The organism is Mesorhizobium sp. M7D.F.Ca.US.005.01.1.1 (assembly GCF_003952545.1).
Taxonomy (GTDB): domain Bacteria; phylum Pseudomonadota; class Alphaproteobacteria; order Rhizobiales; family Rhizobiaceae; genus Mesorhizobium; species Mesorhizobium loti.
Map to the genome: position 1 here is coordinate 2,102,368 of NZ_CP034453.1, position 14,381 is coordinate 2,116,748.

Genomic DNA, 14,381 nt, shown 5'->3' on the forward strand with positions numbered 1-14,381 from the left:
GGGGAGAAGGCCGCAACGTTGCCGCGCCTATGACTGCCGCGTGGCACCCAGATGCCATCAGCGGCGACCTCCAGGCTTCGGTCAGCAACTTCGTGATGGGCCGCCTTGCTTAAGATCCGAACCGGGCAGTGACGACTTGGTCGCCCTGACAGATCGTTCAAGAAGCGGATCCGCCCGAAAATCGGACTGTCAGACATCCTAGAATCACTACCTGAGAAGCGCCGCGCGGTGATGTAGACCTTATGGCGGTCGAGCGCTTTGCGCACCGCGGCGCTTTCCATTCTGGCTGGTGACCGAACTGACCATTGCTATGACGCGGACTCTTGTATCGCCCGCGCCCAGCGGACGCGGGCCTCCCAAGACACCAAGATCAGCAGCCGTGCCAGGACGGAACGCGGCAGCCGCGATTGAATTAGCTAAGGCTGAAAATAGTTCCAGAATCCGAAATGTTGCCCCCGTGGCCGCAACAAAGCCAAGGGCCGCACGTTGTTCGGTTGGACAGCCTTTAGGAGCGCGCTGGTGCCGAAATATCATGTCGAGGAAATGGACGGCGACAGCGTCACAGCGGCCCACATCGTCAATGCGACCACGCCTTTGAAGGCCGCTAGGGAAGCAACCGAGCGCGAAGTCACGTTGCGCACCAGCGAGCCAGTGTGGATCCGGGTCACGGACGAAAAGCGCGGCCACGTCTTCGAGTACAGTTTCAGCCTATGACGAAGCTGTCAGACCTTGGCCCTCCAATTCCCGGCACGCTGTACGGCGGTGAGGATATCCCGGAAGATCAGCATTTCTATCATGCCCCTCTTGCGGGCAGAAGGTCGATCAGCGCGATTTGCGCCATGGGGAGCCATGGCACGAGCCGCTGGAACTCGAAGATAGCGCCGAGATCATCCAGTTTCCTCGTAAAGAATAAGATAGGCCCCGCCGGCCGGCGCAGATGGCATCGCATAAGACTGAAGTCCATTGCCAGTCAGCCAAAAGACCATGCCCGGAACATTCCTCCATTCCGGTTGTTCTCGGCTTAGCTTAACCGGAGCCCGACAGGGCACCGCGTCAGGGGAACTGCACATGCCTTTATCCGATGATCTACGCGACATGCCAATGGAGTTTCAGTGCCCGGCTTGTTCGCATCCAATGGTCAGACTCGGCTCCTGGCTCCGAACGATCGGCGCGTTCAGATGCGATAGCTGCGGGGTTTCGGTCCGCATCGGCTATGCAAAAAAGCTGTCTATCTTCGAGCGCTATCGTAGGAATTCACAGTCTCAAAAGAGTTACAACGGCCCCGACAGGGACATGCGCCGAGCCCCTCGCGGGTTGCCGCTCAAACATCCTAGTGCTGACAAATCCGATTCGGAAATGGCCGGCGCGTTATTGCCCGGTGAGAACAATAGTGAAACTAGCGCCGGCCACTGCGGCAACTTTGAGGGGATTGCCACTTGGCTGAGTTAGAGCGAACTAATGGGCCGGCAATTGCTTGGTTAAAACCGTACAGAGAATCTCCCTGGGGTAACCCTCAAAAGAGAGTAAAAATATTCCCTTCGTCGGAAGGGAGGCCGCGATGGTTCAACCACATTTAGATAGCGCAAAAGCGGTCATCGAAGCGGCCGCTCTCGTTAGGCAGCACACGATGGCAGGAACTGCCGGATTCCTTGGGGACATGGAACGATCCCGGAAGTCTATCCAAACGTCACGAGATCTCCTGAGGCGCCTTCGTGAACGTCATCGCGACGACATGGCGCGAGCTTGGGAGGATACAGGCCCGGTTCCCGTTGTTGTCTCGGCCTTCGATGCGGACATCCTCCGCTCTGTATTTCGAGATTTGATCCTGGAAACGAAGGTACCAGAGGCCCAATGGCGCAATCTGGCTAGGAGCCTGGTATTCGAATTTACCGGATGCGATCAGACCGAAGCAGGCTTGGTTGACTGGATCATCAGCAAGTAGCCAGTCGCCCTAACGTGAAATTAAAAGCCCGCCACCATTCGGCGGCGGGCAAGGTCTCATGGTGAAGCACTCTGTGGGTCAGTGCATGTAACCAATTTCGTCGGCGTGACAATGTTCCACAACTGCAGACACGTTGCACAAAAAGCCGACCAAGGCAGCGGTATATCCCGTGTACCGTAGACGGCGCCAAATAATGTTGGCGCAACTCGTCCAGCCCGCTACATAGCCTTGAAAGGCGCCCGGTAACTATGTCTCGTCAAACCGACCTTCCCGGGTGGGATGACGGGCTATGGCGGCCTCCTCTTCATCGTCAGGCAAGGCGTCGTCGCTGTTCTGATAAGCGTTGTCATCGTCTTCCTCGACGCCATCCATTTCGATACCGGTATTCGTTTGGGCTGTTGCGAGATTGTCGTCGCGGTCGGGTTCGATGCCGATAGTCTCGCCCTCACCATGGACCTGATCACGATGCCAGTCGTTGGTCTTGTCCGCCGTTTTGACGACGGCTTCGCGACTCCCCCGGTCTGTGTCCTTGCGGGGGTCGGGGCCGGGCATATCGAGAGATGATTTGGGATGCATGGCGTGGTTCTCCTTTTTGAAGACAAACCACTTCGGACATTCAAGGTTCCTCACCCCGCCACGCAGCACGCGCCAGATGTCGTGCCAATAGGCGTTGAACAGTGAGGCCACGGCAGGGGCTGCCATGCCGGTCACACCCTCGACCGAAATGGTAAAAGCCCGGCCCAGCGGGCTCTGCCCTTCCTTCGTTCGCATGTTTCACTAAAATTCCCAGGAATACATATTTCTTCACCAGCCGGCAGCACATCCCAACAACATGCCGCCGGTTAGGCCCAGCGGCCCTCGCTGCGAGCCCCCTCGCAACTAAGCCGTTGGGCCGCAAGTTGTGGAATCGCGCCGGCACGAAGGCGCCGAAGACAAGGAAGTGTTGCCCGATGCCACGGACAGACAAAGGGGAGGCGCTGAGGCTGTCAGTTTTTGTCGATCCTACCGATGCAGTAAATGCCGCAATGGAGCTCTATGGCTCGGAGGCGCAGACCGCAGCGGCCTACTGTGCAATGGAAGCTCACTTCGCGGGTCGACCAGCCGATTTCCGTTTGTGGTGCTCAGTCTTCCGAGAACTCACCCGCGCCAATATTCATTGACGCGCCTGTGTTCGATCCGGATAAGGCGAAGTTCTACCTCAAGGCAGGTCAGTCGAACCATACCTGGATTTGAGTGCGGCAGACGCCGCGTTTGGTGGCATGAAAGGCGAGTGGGAACAGCGGATGGGGGCCGAACGTTCTGTGTTGAGCCAAGGAGCAAACGACATGCGAAAATGCGCAATCGCCGCTGGCGTGATCGGTCAGTTTATTGTTTCGGCCTTTGCAGCCACTGAATATTGGGTGGCGAAAGATGCGGTCTCGAAGCAGTGTGAGGTGGTCACGAAGAAGCCCGATGGAACCCTGGTTATCCCTCTCACGAAGACCAGATACAAAACAGAGGCGGAGGCGAACGCAGCAATGACAAAAATGCCAAGCTGCAAGAAATAACTGCCGCTGGGCAGTCCTGTCCGCCGCTGTCCCCGTCATCCGGCCACCTCAGCTGCTGCATGTGTTTGGAGCACTTGGGTCCGCAAGCGGAACAAAGGAGCTAGGTGATAATTTCTAATGGAAAGGATTGCGGACGCAAAACGGATTCGTGCCATGACAATGCTATTCGAACTACTCGACTCGGATGGTCGCCGGCGAAGCGCGCTCTACCACGCGGCGAGGTTGTCGATGCTCCATGATCGAGTACTGATGCGTTTCGACAAGGTTGAAGAAGCGGCCGACAAGGTTGAGCGTGCCGCCGCCTTCCTGGTTGATGTTGCCCACGGAACCGCCATCGACGCGTTCGATGACGCAGCTTTCAGCAATTCGTCGGCAGCTTTCCTTCACCTCGAAGTGGGTCAGACACTCGGACTCTGACTGCGGAGACCAACATTCGATCTTGGCGCCTCCTCGGCGGAAGCGGAGCACCGGGCAAGGGCAGGCATGACCTGGCCTGAAAGAGTGAGATTCCTGAACGGGTTCAGTAAGGAACTGGTTCAGGCGATTTTCCGTCGAGAACCCTCCTGCCAGTCTTGTCGGCGCAGCCGAGAGCGGCCCCTACAAGTTCGACAGCGATGCGGCCAACCAGAAGACCGTTCTCGTGAAGAACGATGCGCGTAAGGGCACCAAGCAGGCGTTCGACAGGATCGAGTTGGTTCCCATCGGCGATGAAAACGCCGCCGAAATCGCTTTCGAGGCGGGCGAACTGAATTTCACCTACGTTCCCGTTTCGTCGATCAAGCGGCTGCGGGATTCCGGCACCGCCGGGGCGACGCTCAAGGAATACCCTGGGCTCGGATATGTCTGGCTTGGGATGAACGTGGACAACGAGGCGCTCAAGGACATTCGGGTTCGGCAGGCTGTGCAGTATGCGATCAACGTTAACATGGTTCTCAAGGCCTTAAGTTGGGAAATTACCGTTCATCGTCATCTCCGGTTCCATTCGCCCACCGCTTCGGTAAGGTCTGACGCAGGCCAGCAGCGAGAGCAGCACCTTTTTTCGACGCTCTCCGACTTCCACAGGGCGGGAAAAGTCGACGGGAATTGAGTGACGGCAACAAAAGGTGATTTGAGTTTCAGATGAGCCGCATATCGATCGCCCAAGAGCTTGAGAGTGCCGCCGACCGCATCGCGGATATGTCGCGGGGGGATTTGCAGATCATCCTTCGGCGGGCCGCCCTGATGCTCCGCAATGTGGCTGGCGTGCCTCTGGAACCACCGACCGAGGATGCGTTGAATTCAATCGCCGCAGAGATGAAGATGAACCGCCCCGACCTCATCGCGACGATTTTGCGGGATTGGCTTGAGACAAACGCCTACCTGCCTTTCCATGTGTTTGACGATGACACAACGACAGATGGGCGGGGATAGGGCTTCCGCGATCACGCCATAACGCCAAACTGAAGAATCGACCAAGCTTCAGACGCGGCGGACCTGGTTGTCCGCATGGCCGGCGCCGAATCCCATAGCTCCCACCCTTGGCGCCGGCCATCTTGCGATTGCAGGCATCCAGATGCATTCTGCGCATTATGCCCGAGCAGCAATACCTGGACCATCGCCTCGAATGCCCGTATTGCCTCACAATACGACTGAGAATTCCGGATGGCGCCAAACCGGAAACCCAGATTGTTTGCGATGATTGCGGAAAGTTCCTCGGGACGTGGGATGAACTGCTGACCGACTTTGAGAAGCAAGGTGGAAACAATGGGGTGTTCCGTCTCGAAAAGGGTCGGATCAGGCGGGTCGATTAGCAGGACAGGCCGGCTGAGAACTCGGCTACGCCTAAAGGGTTCAAAGGCTTCTTCAACATCCGTGCCTCTCGCACCAGGGACGCCCAATTGAACCCGAGGAAACTGATAAGCTCGCGGGCTTGTGCTTCGGTAATGCCAGTCTCGTCGACAAGACGGCGGGCCATGGTGCCTCTACCATCGGTCGGCGGCTTGCCTGGTTCATCAACCATCGATTGTTCCCCACCCGACCGAACGGTCTCGAAGGGGAAACGTTCCCGAGCTAGCCGGTCAGAGCGCTTTCCCTACGTCTGAATTCAAAATAGCGAGGCCGAAACCGGGTTGGCAGTGTCACAACAAGGTCAGTGACGCGGATCCACTTGCAGCAAGCGCCTCGCAGCGTAACCTTCTGCCCTAACGCTGCCTCTGCTGCCTCGAAAGGCGTGCGACCCTTTGCGTCGAACGTCGAAACAATGGATTCCCCGTCCATTTCCTCAACGCGGTAATTCTTCATGGGCTGCCTTCGGATGGGTGGGCACCGAGCGAATCGTTCTGACCAGGATAGGGTTTCGTTAGCTATCGCTCAACTAAGACCGAAGTCCCTCAGCGCCTACCCGGCCGGGGAGGCGGCCTAACCGGTCCTGTGGTGTTCAACGGGATGAACTCGACTTCCTGCCCGGTGACATCCCGCACGGCTTTTCAACGGCACCTCATGCAAGAGGCGCGTCTGCCGGTAGTGGTCGCAATGCGGCGATATGAACGGCTTGATGATGCTTAGGTGCAGCGCTTCCGCTGCCACCAGAAAGCCCTCGATTTCAGCCTGGGATAATTGCTTTGACGGTTTTGATCTGACCATTTGGCGAACTCCTTGGTTGAGGAATCGCCGCAACGGGAGGATTACATTCCTCGCCTCGATCTCGGTGGCAAGGGCTATTTGGGCAGCCAGGCTTCATAATGCACAGTTGCATCTTGCGCAGCATATAACGCCCGCCGTGTGGCAGCGTGCCACCGCCACACGAACGGCTCGGCAACAAAGTCGCCGGCAGTGGCGAATGCCCCGTTGCAGACCTTAAGCTGGGATCAAGAGTGCAATTCGATGGATGCCAACCACCTTGCTGATGTTGGTGGCTTTATCTGACTTTCCCTTGCCGCAGCTGTAGATGCCGCCATCTTTGACGGTATAGGCCGGAATTCCTTTCTTCTCGATTTTGAACTCCCCGGCAATGATGTGGCAGATCATGTCCATGTCCATCATGGGCTGGTCGTCCGGATCCGAAGCTCCAGGTTGGTAAATCACATCGATTATCTTGATGCTCTTATAAGCACCGATCTGTGACTCCTGTTCCCCGACTTCCACCATCCGTCGCCCGTGCCCCATGTCCATGCCATCGGTAGCGCTATAGCTGGGCGCTGCCGCCTCCGCCGGCGCTGCTAATAAAAATACGGGGGTCGCGGCGGTCGCGGCGAGACCAAATTTAAGGGCTGATCTGCGATTAAGGCGTTCCATGTACGGTCCTCCCTTTGAGCAGTCGTGCGATAATTCGCGCAGGGGACTCGGCGCTCAAGTTCGAAAACTGTCAACCGTTCTCTCCGAAGCGGAGCCGACCGACAGACTGGTCATCCTCATTCCCCACGAAAGTCCTGCAGTGAAGCGTGCTGCAAATCCTCCTCGCCGCGCAAGTGCTTCACGCGGCCGATGATGCCCAGCTTGACCCACTGCGTCGCCGCCCGCTTCATGCCCTTCGGCGCCGTCCCTGCATGGTCCTGGACACGCTTCCACAACCGTTCGCGCATTTCCCGGTTCATGGCGATGAACGCCGACCCGACATAGCGTCCTGTGCCCCGCTCTGCCATCAAAGCGAAGGCCGGCTTGCCCGCTTCGTTCACAGAGTAGCATTTCGCCTTTAGCCGGCTGGTCGATGGGCCGCTGCGATATCTGCTGTCGCGCCGTTTCGACACCATACCGGTGCAGCGAGCGACAAAATGGCGTGAGGTCCGAGAGTTGGCGACGAGATCACCCTGACGGCCACCGTCCTGAAAGTGATGGACGACGGCGTGTCGAGCGTTAGCATTCCCTCCTACAATTTTCCCCTTGCCATCGACACGGCGAAGAAGGCGAAGGCCGGACAGAAGGTCGATATCAGCGGTTTTGCAACGCGCGTCGATGAGGAAGACGAGAAGGTAACGGTCCGGATCGACGGAGGCGGACTTGTGACTATGGATTGTCGATGCTATCGCAAACCTCTCCACGACGTCCGCGAGTGAATGTTCGGGACTAACGAATGGAACCCGGTGTGATCTTCGATGTTGTTTTCGCCAGGAGCAACCGACAATGGCAGACGACAAGAGCAAGCGTGATTTTCGTGACCGCGACCGCGTAGCAGGCGACCAAGAATACGAGGTGGCTATTTGGCCAGCAAGTTCCAACTTACGATTCCTAAAGTGCGGGAACTTATGAGAAAGCACGGCAACGACCGTGATTCGCTGGAGCGTGAGGCAAAGGCACTGGGCAGCCGATGATGAAACAATCAGATCTTGGCCCGCCGATCCCTGGCAAGCTGCATGGCCGGTATCCGACGAGCGCGACCATTTCTACAATTGTCCCAGTTGCGGGCAGATGGTCGACATGCGCGATCTGCGCCAAGTCATCTGGCATGAAGAGACGAAGCACAAGCCTCGCCTCCTGCTGCAGGATTAGCTAGTGCTTCCTTTCCTGCGGCCCGGACGTGATCCCGCCGCCCCATTCACGGCGGCGGCGGGCGCCCTAGGGATTTCGGGACTCGCGGGGTGTTGGGTTCCCACTGATGCACAAAATACCATCAGGCGTCGGCCGGTTCCTAGGCAATGTACGCATCTTACCAAGGCTTGCCGGCCTGATCCTGGCGGAGTTAAAATTCCGCTTTAAGGGGAGGCTACGATGGACAGCGTGCACCCGAACGGCAAGGTTCCGCCTTGCGTTGAAGTGATCGAAGCCTGCGGAGAGTGGTTCGTCCGCATAGTTGGCGACGACGAAGAAATCACCCGCTCATTTGATCTGGAATCATTCGCCCTGTCCTACGCGGAAGGCCAGCGGATCCGGCTAGGTCTCGCCGAGTTCAAGCGGCTGTAGGAGACGCGATGCCTCTCTCTCAGAGCCTAAACTTAGTCGAGATGGAATTCCGATGCTCGGAATGCGGATGTGGCTTCGTAAAGCCTGGGCGCTGGTTTAAGTCTGCCGCTCAACATCGTTGCGACGGTTGCCATCACGTCACGCACCTCACCTACTCCAATAAATTGGCATTGTTCGACAAATACGCCAAGCTTCTGAGCACGGGTTCTGTGGCGAGGGCCGATGCCGCGTGAGTATCGCGCAGAGGCATCAACCTCTTTCCGTGCAGCGGAAGAGGCAAGACGCCGACCTTTGATGCTCCACCGGACGGGAGACTACTTCCTTGAGGTGACCGACGAGGCCAGCGGGCGCGTCTTCGCTTATCGGTACGCAGACTTGCTCTACTGATCCGAGCCCCTAAGATTGGGGGACGCTTCCAAATAGTCGACGGATTCCAACCCAAGACGAAAGGAATTCGCGCACCGCCGCTGCCCGGCTGGGCATCCGCCTCTTCCAAATCGCCAAGCCTCTAGCGCCGCGTAATCCTCCTCGCTGAAAGAACTTATCAGTGCCAAGGTCATGGAGCGCTATAAGACCTTGAACCTCTGTACTGAGCAGCCTCAAGCCACAATGCGAGCGCAATCGATGGAGAACGTGCCTTAACTTCAAAATCATGGCCCCTGTACCCACCTGACGCGATCCATACAGTCTTTGAGCGTTGGTAGATCGCGATGCCCCGTGTGCTCGCCCAATTGCACAGTTCTTCATCATTTCGATACATTACTTCGGCCCCCGCCATCCCTAAATTCGTTATAAACAACAAACGTGCCAAATTTATGAATAGATGTTACTGATTGCAGTGCACCACAAGCTTTACTGCACCTACGGCAACTGCTTCCCGTGTAGGATCGTAAAGTCCCGCTTCATTTCCTGTATGACACGCGTGCATAGACGGGTCGTTGACACCTGCCCTGTGAAAGGCGTACGTCGCCGTTCGCACCCGCGTCCAGGGCGCGCTTTTGCCCATAGAGGTACCAAAATGGACGACAATTATACCAATGCCCGTGAACACTTCTTCGGTGCAATCCGGGCGCTGGCAGCCTCCGAGGATAGCATTCAAGCGAGGCTGATTGAGGCGAACGTAAACATTCTGAACGTCACGATCGATGAATTCGACGGTGACCGTGAACTCAAAATCAAATTTGCAAAATTGCTGGACCTTCTGGCGGTTGATCAGGATGACTTGGAGACGGTCGCTACCGAGAACGCGGCGCACATGACTGATTTCGAAGCTGTAAAAGTCGCCGATCTAATCTGCGATTTCTATTGCGAGATCACCTAGCGTGCGCACCCGCGCAAGCGCCCGGTTAAAGCTGCGACCTCAGCTGGCTGGCAAACCAGTCCGCGACCTTCTCGCGCAACGGACGGGCCTGCCATTCTTCCAGACTGATCTGCCTGGATCGCTGCAGATCCTGGTTGAACAAGTCGATCTGCGTCTTTGCGAAATCCTTGCCGTAAACATTCAGCGTGGCTTCGTCGTTCAGACGTAGGGAGCGTTCGTCCAAATTGGCTGAGCCAAAGCTCGACCAGACATCGTCAACGATCAAGAGTTTGGGATGGTACATGGTGGGCTGAAACTCAAATATCCGAACGCCGGCCTGGAGCAATGAACCCCAGAAGTAGCGCGAGCTCTTTCGAGTCAGCGGCACGTCCGTCAGCGAATTGGGCACGATGACATCAACAGATACGCCGCGTTTCCTAGAGTCCAAGATCTGCTGGAGTGCGACGTCGTCCGGCACGAAGTATGCCATCCCGATGCGCAAATGCTTTTTGGCAGCAGCCATGGCTGTCAACATCATCAGCTCCATGTCCTCCGAGCCATTCGGCTGCGAAGATAGGATCAGCTGCGCATCCAGCTCTCCTGCTGGTTCGGGTCCAGGATAGAACTTTTCACCCTGCAAAGTCTCCCCTGTGGTCTCTAGCCAGTTTTGCGCGAACGCTGCTTGGAAGGCTGACACTGCCGTTCCTTCAATTCGATAGTGCGTGTCGCGCCATTCATCCGGGTTGCGGGCGTTTCCGCGCCAGTTGTCGGCAATGCCGACACCCCCGGTGAATGCGACGTGTCCATCCACGATCAGCAGCTTGCGGTGGGTCCGATTGTTGAACCGGTCAAGCGTATACCAGTGGATGGGTCGATATCGCTCGAACGTGACCCCAGCTCTTGTCATGATCTGGATCAGGTCCTCATCGAACGGAAGGCTGCCGACCCAGTCGACCAGAACGCGGACCTCCACGCCATCTCTCGCTTTGGCCGCCAGGGAAGTCGCGAACTCATAGCCGACAGCACCTGACCAGTAGATGTACGTTTCCATATCGATGGTTGTATGAGCCGCTCTAATCGCCTGCAGCATAGAAGGAAAAATCTCGTCTCCGTTGACCAAAGTTTGCACCGCGTTCGAGCCGAACATCTGCCCTTGCGAGAAACTGCCCATGGTCTTGGCAAATTGGGGATCCGAGGAGTCAAAGCGGTGAGGTACGATCGATCGTAAAACGCGCGGCTCGGGGACGAGATTTATGGCTAGCAACGTGAGCAAGCTGGCGATGACAGCAATTGCGCCGTAGATAACCCCCCTGCGCAAACGCCCGGACTCGCGAGTTTTCGCCCTTGCCGGCTGAGCCAGGAGACCGGAAGACCGCACGTCAATCACCTCTTTGCTTGCGAAATGCCGCGCTACGGGAAATCATTGCTTCAATTGAGGGGAGCATCGTTGCGATGAGTAATTGCCATCTTCAAGAACTTGGAACAGTGATTCAGGTTCCCTGGCATCGCCCTGGATCAGAGAGATCGTGAAGCCCCATAATGCCGTCGGACAGAGCGAGCAAAAACCTCGTGTGCAGCAACCTGCTTGCAGCTCCACAGCGGTGGGTTTTTTCGAGATGTTCCTGCTTCGGCACACGCGGGCACAGGCGCTCGCAAGAATTGCGCAAGGGAACTTCGGTCCGACCAGTTTCTTGAGGATCGTTGCTAAATCCCAAGTCCACCAATCATCCACAGGGCGGAGTCTTTAGATGTCGGCACCATGCTTGCGAAGCCTACTCCAATCGTACCATGACGGCCGTTAAACCGTTCCCACTGAAAAGCTCGATACCGTCAGGAACCGGGCGAAAGTGTTAGCTCGATCGCACCTTGACCTAATTCGAATGTGTGCGTCGGTACCACAATCTCCAAATTGTTTTGAAAGCCACCGGCCTTTTAGGCTGTCAAACGTGGCCCATGCAGCTCAACGCAGGCCGGACCGGACGGAGGTTCAATTGGCCGGCGATAAGTGCAGCCATGATGCTATTCACGACCATCAGGTCGAAAATTTCGCCCGAGAGAACGGCCTAACCCCGGACCTGGTGTGGGACTTGATCCTAAAATACGGCAATGGCCGCAAGGCCGTGATTGAAGCTGCGCAGCGTATGAGAGGTGATAAGTCGAACCATCAGGCAACACGCACCCAACAGACCCCACTAACCCGGCAAAGCCGCGTCCTTCGCGGAAGTGGGCAAACCGATCATTTGCAACTGGGTGAAGCATTCCAAGAGTCCGCCACCAAGGGCAGCGGGCCAAAAGTGTAACCCGTGCGTCCCTTCCCTCTGCCCGCCGCCAACGCAGGCGTATCTGAAGATGGTGCAAATCCGCCGGCCGGACCGCATCGCTTTGATTTGTGACTTGGTGGCTCCCCGGGTTTTCGCGTTCGTCGCACGCACCTGGTCGACTTCCTCCATGCGCCTAGTCGACGAAATTGCTTCTTGGTTCCATGGAACCTGTAGCCCCACCGCAGGTTGCTCAGCAGATCACCGCAGTGCAAACCCAAGGAGGACCGCATGGCGCGTAAAGCAGCTACCAATCCAAATGCCGCGACGATCCACGACCAAACCCTTGTCCGAGGGCAGGGTGGAGAGCTGCACCAACTGGCGGAAGGTAAAACAGTCATTTTGACGACGGCGCAGGGAAGCCCGGTCGCCGACGATCAGAATACCTTGAAAATCGGGGCGCGCGGACCGGCGCTCCTCGAGGATTTTCACTTTCGCGAAAAGATCTTCCATTTCGACCACGAGCGCATTCCCGAGCGGGTCGTGCACGCCCGCGGCTACGGTGCCCACGGCTTTTTCGAGACTTACGATTCCCTCGCCAAGTACACCCGTGCCGACATTTTCCAACGTGCTGGTGAAAAGACGCCGGCGTTCGTTCGCTTCTCGACGGTGGCGGGCAGCAAGGGCTCGTTCGACCTGGCTCGCGACGTACGCGGTTTCGCGGTGAAGCTGTATACCAAGGAGGGCAACTGGGACATTGTCGGGAACAATATTCCGGTGTTCTTCATCCAGGATGCCATCAAGTTTCCCGACGTGATCCATGCGGTAAAGCCGGAGCCCGATCGGGAGTTTCCACAGGCCCAGTCAGCGCACGACACCTTTTGGGATTTCATCAGCCTGACGCCCGAATCCATGCACATGATCATGTGGGTGATGTCTGATCGGGCGATTCCGCGGTCGTTCCGTTTCATGCAGGGTTTCGGAGTCCATACCTTCCGCCTGGTCAACGCGGCCGACGAGTCCACATTCGTGAAATTCATCTGGAAGCCCAAGCTCGGCATGCAATCGGTCGTCTGGAATGAGGCGGTCAAGATCAATGGCGCCGATCCGGATTTTCACCGCAGAGATCTCTGGAACGCCATTCAAGCCGGCCAATTCCCGCAATGGGAGCTCTGCCTGCAACTGTTCGACCAGGAATTCGCCGACAGCTTCGATTTCGACATTCTCGACCCCACCAAGATCATCCCCGAAGAGGTCCTGCCGCCGGTACCCGTTGGCCGGCTGGTCCTCGACCGCATGCCGGATAACTTTTTCGCCGAGACCGAACAGGTGGCGTTCATGACTCAGAACGTCCCGCCGGGCATCGATTTCAGCAATGACCCGCTCCTGCAGGGGCGCAACTTCTCCTATCTCGACACTCAGCTGAAACGCCTTGGCAGTCCCAATTTCACCCATCTGCCGATCAATGCGCCGAAATGCCCGTTCCATCATTTTCAGCAGGATGGTCATATGGCGATGCGCAATCCAGTCGGACGCGCGAATTACCAACCCAACTCGTTTGGAGTGGGACCGCGCGAATCGTCCGAGCGTGGTTTCCGGTCCTTCGCTGACGGCGAGGCGGGACAAAAGGTAAGGCTGCGCCCAGAGAGCTTCGCTGACCACTACAGCCAGGCCGGCCAGTTCTTCAACAGTCAGACGCCTCCTGAGCAGCGCCACATCGCCCAAGCCCTGACGTTTGAGCTTAGCAAGGTCGAAAGCCCGGCTATCCGGGAGCGTATGATCGCGCACCTATTGAACATCGACGAAGTTTTGGCCTCGACAGTCGCCGACAAGCTCGGAATCACCGATTTGCCGAAGGCGGCGGATGCGGCCGTGGCACCGAGAAGGGATCTGGAGCCGTCGCCGGCCTTGAGCATCATCGAGAATGGCCCTCATAGCTTCGAGGGCCGCAAGGTCGGCGTACTGATCAGCAATGGGGCCGACGCGGCTCTGTTCAAAGCGCTGCAGGCGGCGATCGAAATTGAAGGGGCGACAATGGAGGTCATTGCCCTGAAGGTGGGCGGTGTGCAGGCTGATGACGGCACCAAGATAATTGCGAAGCATATGATCGACGGCGGCCCTTCCGTGCTGTTTGACGCCGTGGCTCTGCTGCTCACCGAAGAAGGTGCGGAATTGCTAGCGCGAGAGGCGGCAGCCCGGGATTTCGTGGCGGATGCCTTTGCCCACTGCAAGTTCATCGGATTTACGCCGGCGGCGGTTCCTCTCCTGGCGAAGGCGGGCGTCGATCCGGCATCCGATGAAGGTCTCATTCTTTTGACAGATGGGGACGCTGCCGGAACGTACATGGAGGCATGCCGCAAACTTCGGCTGTGGGCGCGGGAGACCGGCGTCAAGCCATAGGAGAGATTCATCCAGCAACTGCACGATGAGCTGGAGCGTTCCCTTCGAACGAAAGGAAT

The 14,381-nt window shown here is 57.3% G+C and carries 13 protein-coding genes and 2 pseudogenes; 10 read left to right on the forward strand and 5 right to left on the reverse strand.

All coding sequences use genetic code 11. The features are described from left to right. Positions 1–519 precede the first annotated feature (519 nt). Positions 520–714, forward strand: a complete 195-nt coding sequence (locus tag EJ076_RS10015; protein ID WP_109671030.1) for a hypothetical protein — start codon at positions 520–522, stop codon at positions 712–714. A gap of 1,474 nt (positions 715–2,188) precedes the next feature. On the opposite strand, the gene EJ076_RS35465 is transcribed toward EJ076_RS10015, so the two are convergent. Continuing rightward, the gene (locus tag EJ076_RS35465) at positions 2,189–2,713 is read right to left on the reverse strand and encodes a hypothetical protein (protein ID WP_206438844.1); all 525 of its coding nucleotides are present in this window, start codon (positions 2,711–2,713) and stop codon (positions 2,189–2,191) included. A 512-nt stretch (positions 2,714–3,225) separates the two neighbouring features. Between EJ076_RS35465 and EJ076_RS10040 the strand changes: the two genes are divergently transcribed. The 4 genes and pseudogenes from EJ076_RS10040 (at position 3,226) to EJ076_RS10055 (ending at position 4,899) form a co-directional block, all read left to right on the forward strand. Further along, positions 3,226–3,489, forward strand: coding sequence for a hypothetical protein (locus EJ076_RS10040; protein ID WP_245462991.1), 264 nt, complete (start codon positions 3,226–3,228; stop codon positions 3,487–3,489). Positions 3,490–3,642: 153 nt separating this feature from the next. Continuing rightward, on the forward strand, positions 3,643–3,906 hold the full coding sequence (locus EJ076_RS10045; protein WP_109671187.1) for a hypothetical protein: 264 nt from the start codon (positions 3,643–3,645) through the stop codon (positions 3,904–3,906). A gap of 160 nt (positions 3,907–4,066) precedes the next feature. Beyond that, positions 4,067–4,576 (forward strand): annotated as a pseudogene (locus EJ076_RS10050) (ABC transporter substrate-binding protein); the annotation flags it as partial. A 32-nt stretch (positions 4,577–4,608) separates the two neighbouring features. Continuing rightward, a complete protein-coding gene (locus EJ076_RS10055) occupies positions 4,609–4,899 on the forward strand; it encodes a hypothetical protein (RefSeq protein ID WP_126067729.1) in 291 nt (96 codons plus the stop codon). 959 nt (positions 4,900–5,858) lie between these two features. Here EJ076_RS10055 and EJ076_RS35705 read toward each other — a convergent pair. The 3 genes and pseudogenes from EJ076_RS35705 to EJ076_RS10080 form a co-directional block, all read right to left on the reverse strand. Continuing rightward, a pseudogene (locus EJ076_RS35705) lies at positions 5,859–6,111 on the reverse strand (hypothetical protein). Positions 6,112–6,324: 213 nt separating this feature from the next. After that, positions 6,325–6,762, reverse strand: a complete 438-nt coding sequence (locus EJ076_RS10075; RefSeq protein WP_109671018.1) for a hypothetical protein — start codon at positions 6,760–6,762, stop codon at positions 6,325–6,327. Positions 6,763–6,878: 116 nt separating this feature from the next. Next, positions 6,879–7,142 carry a hypothetical protein gene (locus tag EJ076_RS10080; protein WP_245462992.1) on the reverse strand — a complete coding sequence of 88 codons (264 nt, stop codon included), beginning with the start codon at positions 7,140–7,142 and terminating at the stop codon, positions 6,879–6,881. Positions 7,143–7,298: 156 nt separating this feature from the next. Here EJ076_RS10080 and EJ076_RS35135 point away from each other — a divergent pair, with 156 nt between their 5' ends. The 3 genes from EJ076_RS35135 (at position 7,299) to EJ076_RS10105 (ending at position 9,685) form a co-directional block, all read left to right on the forward strand. Beyond that, a complete protein-coding gene (locus tag EJ076_RS35135) occupies positions 7,299–7,520 on the forward strand; it encodes a hypothetical protein (protein ID WP_164548508.1) in 222 nt (73 codons plus the stop codon). Positions 7,521–8,172: 652 nt separating this feature from the next. Further along, the gene (locus EJ076_RS10095) at positions 8,173–8,364 is read left to right on the forward strand and encodes a hypothetical protein (protein ID WP_109671016.1); all 192 of its coding nucleotides are present in this window, start codon (positions 8,173–8,175) and stop codon (positions 8,362–8,364) included. A 1,018-nt stretch (positions 8,365–9,382) separates the two neighbouring features. Then, positions 9,383–9,685, forward strand: a complete 303-nt coding sequence (locus EJ076_RS10105; RefSeq protein ID WP_109671012.1) for a hypothetical protein — start codon at positions 9,383–9,385, stop codon at positions 9,683–9,685. 25 nt (positions 9,686–9,710) lie between these two features. Here EJ076_RS10105 and EJ076_RS10110 read toward each other — a convergent pair whose 3' ends face one another. Beyond that, positions 9,711–11,042, reverse strand: coding sequence for a phospholipase D-like domain-containing protein (locus EJ076_RS10110; RefSeq protein ID WP_164548592.1), 1,332 nt, complete (start codon positions 11,040–11,042; stop codon positions 9,711–9,713). 613 nt (positions 11,043–11,655) lie between these two features. Here EJ076_RS10110 and EJ076_RS10115 point away from each other — a divergent pair. Both EJ076_RS10115 and EJ076_RS10120 read left to right on the forward strand, forming a co-directional pair. Further along, positions 11,656–11,964, forward strand: a complete 309-nt coding sequence (locus tag EJ076_RS10115; protein ID WP_126067732.1) for a hypothetical protein — start codon at positions 11,656–11,658, stop codon at positions 11,962–11,964. A 249-nt stretch (positions 11,965–12,213) separates the two neighbouring features. After that, positions 12,214–14,322, forward strand: coding sequence for a catalase (locus EJ076_RS10120; RefSeq protein WP_126067733.1), 2,109 nt, complete (start codon positions 12,214–12,216; stop codon positions 14,320–14,322). The last annotated feature ends 59 nt before the right edge of the window (positions 14,323–14,381 follow it).